The organism is Ruminococcus sp. RTP21484sp1_RTP21277st1_D2_RTP21277_210401, from assembly GCF_040924225.1.
GTDB classification, from domain to species: domain Bacteria; phylum Bacillota; class Clostridia; order Lachnospirales; family Lachnospiraceae; genus Blautia_A; species Blautia_A faecis.
The window spans coordinates 93,861-96,798 of record NZ_JBCOMJ010000008.1; the positions used below are offsets into that span (position 1 = coordinate 93,861).

Annotated in this window: 1 protein-coding gene; it reads left to right on the plus strand. The window is 36.2% G+C overall.

Annotated features, from left to right (window positions below; translation table 11 throughout):
* Positions 1–2,938, plus strand: a 2,938-nt coding sequence (locus AB5706_RS07690) for a Cna B-type domain-containing protein (protein ID WP_368365974.1), incomplete at both ends; no start/stop codon positions are given.

Below are 2,938 nucleotides of genomic sequence, written 5' to 3' on the forward strand. Positions count from 1 at the left end.
GGAACTTTTAATGCTGGTGAATCTGCATCCGTTAATGTTTGGGCGACGATGCCGAAAGTAGAGACTGGCTTTGTTAAAGTTAAAAATACAGCAGAAATCGATGAAAATCATAAATCAGATTCTGAGGTTGTAGTAGAACCAAGTCAAGGGGACATTACGGAAACAAAAGTAGTATATGATAAAGATGGAAATCCTTTGCCTAATCCAGGAATTGTTTCAAGAGGGGATGTTCTTACTTATAAAATTACCATTACCAATACTGGAGAGAGTAATATCACAGAAGTATATGGAAAAGACACTCTGGTAAATAAGGATAATAGCAGTGATACAACGCATCAAGTAGATGATGCAAATAATAATTATCAATTAATTTTAACAGTGGAAGAAGCCGAAGGTGTAAAAGGAATTAATAAAGGCGATGAATTGGTTATAAATAAGTGGGATGTAAAAGATTTTAGTTTCCTGATTACATCTAATAAAAATTCGCAAAAGAATGCGGATGTGATTAAAAAAATAGATGGCTTCTGCATTGAACCGAAGGGAAAACTGGTTTTGTCTTACAAATTGAAACTGAAAGATAATTTTAAAGATTCGTATAATCAGGTTTCAATTAATGGACGTGAGCCTGTGACTTCTGTGGAATATGGGAGCGCAGATGGAAAACTGGATGTGTTTAAATATGCAGGCGGAAGTCTGGGCGAGGGAAATTCTTTTGAACCAGATAATTTGAATAAGTCTATTTCTTTAAATCCAGATGATTATAGCAGTGTAGAGGATTTGCAGAATAAACTTATAATACCTTATGCTGTAGTTGTAAAAAATCTTTCAGAAAAAAGTGGAAGCCAAGTTTCGGATGATTTTGTAGTTACAGATACTTTGCCAGAAGGACTGGAATGGACGAAATATGATGAGACAAAAGATGTTCTTGTGAAAGTTGGAACAGATAAAAACAAATACACCTGGGAATCAGAAAACAGCTGGGGAAAAGTTTCGGTAAGTGTTTCTGGAAATACTATAACAACTAAGTTTTCGAAAGCAGTTCAGGGAAATAACGATGAAAAAATTAGTTTAATAATCTTTTATAAGGCGAGACTGACAAGAGAAAAAGCCGAAGAAATATATAAGAAACTGAAGGATTCTAAAGATTCCCTTGTCCTTGAAACTTTCAAAAATACAGCTACTTTAAAGGCAACGAAACCATTTATTAATTCAGAAGGAAAAGTAGGAACAGAAACAAGTGACAGTGATAACTTCACAATAGAAGAAGATACTACACATATTTCTTTCGAAAAGGCTGCTGAAGGATGTTATGCAGGAGGAGAAGATTATAATGGTCAGTTGACCACTATTGGTGGAACTGCTGGAAGTAAGATTGTATGGAAACTTGTAATTAATAATGATACGTATGGAAACGGAGGTGCGGCACTCACTAATTATTCTATTCTGGATACGTTACCTAGCGGATATCAGTATCAGAAATCTAAAAATGGTGAATATAAAAATACTATGATAGTCTATAGTAAAAGTGATGGAACATTACGTCGTGAAATTCCATTTGTTGAACCAACTATAGACACTGAAGTGGGAACAATTGCTTGGAATTTTGACACGGCAAAGAATAGCGAGTTTAAGCTGGAGCCTGGCGAATATCTTGAAATTAAATATGCCACCAGTATAAGATCCACCGATGATTCTAAGGATGGTATCTATACAAACCATGCTAAATTGACTGTTCATGGATATACAGAGCCAGGAACTGTTCCAGGTGAGGATGATTTTGATAAGGAATATGAGGATTCCGCATCTTATACACTTTCCAGTGTAGCAACATCTTCTGTAAAGACTATTGCATATAATAGACATGCAAATCATAAGAAGGATCCGAAGGATGATACCGGAAGTGGTGACCGTCCAATGCCAGAAAACTATGTGGAAGGCATGCAGGGAGAAGATGTAACATATACCTTGAATGTAAAGAATGAAGCAACTACTACAACAATTGCAAATATGGTTGTAATCGATCGCCTTCCATATGTAGGAGATATTGGTGTAATTGCTGGTTATGGAAGAGGAAGTGCTTTTGAAGTATCTTACAATGGAGGTCTTGTAGTAAGTGCAGATGGCTCAACTATTAAGGGTGTTACGGTACAATTCTCAAGTGATGCGTCAACAACAATTGGAGATGGTGCTGGAGAATGGTCTACTGAAAAGGATAACGATACAGTAGAATGGCATAATGAATATCAGGCTGGAGATCGACTGATTCGCTTCCAGTTCCCAGCAGATTTCAAACTTCCAGCAGGAAAGACTGTTACAATCCAGTTTAATGGTAAAGTTCCGGAATATGTAGAAAATACTGGGGAAAGTAATATTGCATGGAATAGTTTTGCTTATAGTTATACAGATGAAGGAAAAACCTCTGGTATTTTGATCGCAGAGCCAGCAAAGGTTGGTGTATGGGTTAAAACACCAGAATCTGGAAAAATTACAGTTAATAAAACCTTTAAATCTGAGAATACAGAAAGAACATTTTATTTCGCAGTATTTACAAGGAATGAGAATAATAAGTTTGTTCGTTATTCACCAGTCAAGAGTTTGACTTTGACAGGTACTACAACTGGAACAACTGAATCAGTCGTATTTAACAATCTTCCGCTTGGTGAAGAAAATGAAACTATATATTATGTATTCGAAACCGATGCACAGGGTAATATTCTTACATTAGATAAGGATGGCAAGGCGAATGTTAATGGTATCAACTATACTGTAACTTATCAGAAAACGGATGTTGTTTTGTCAGAAGGTAAGAAAGAACAGGCAGTTTCTATTACTAATGAGGAAGAAAAAAGAACAATAGAAATCAGCGGAACCAAGACCTGGGATGACAACAGCAACCAGGACGGTCTGAGACCTGAGAAAGTGGAACTGAAGCTTTACC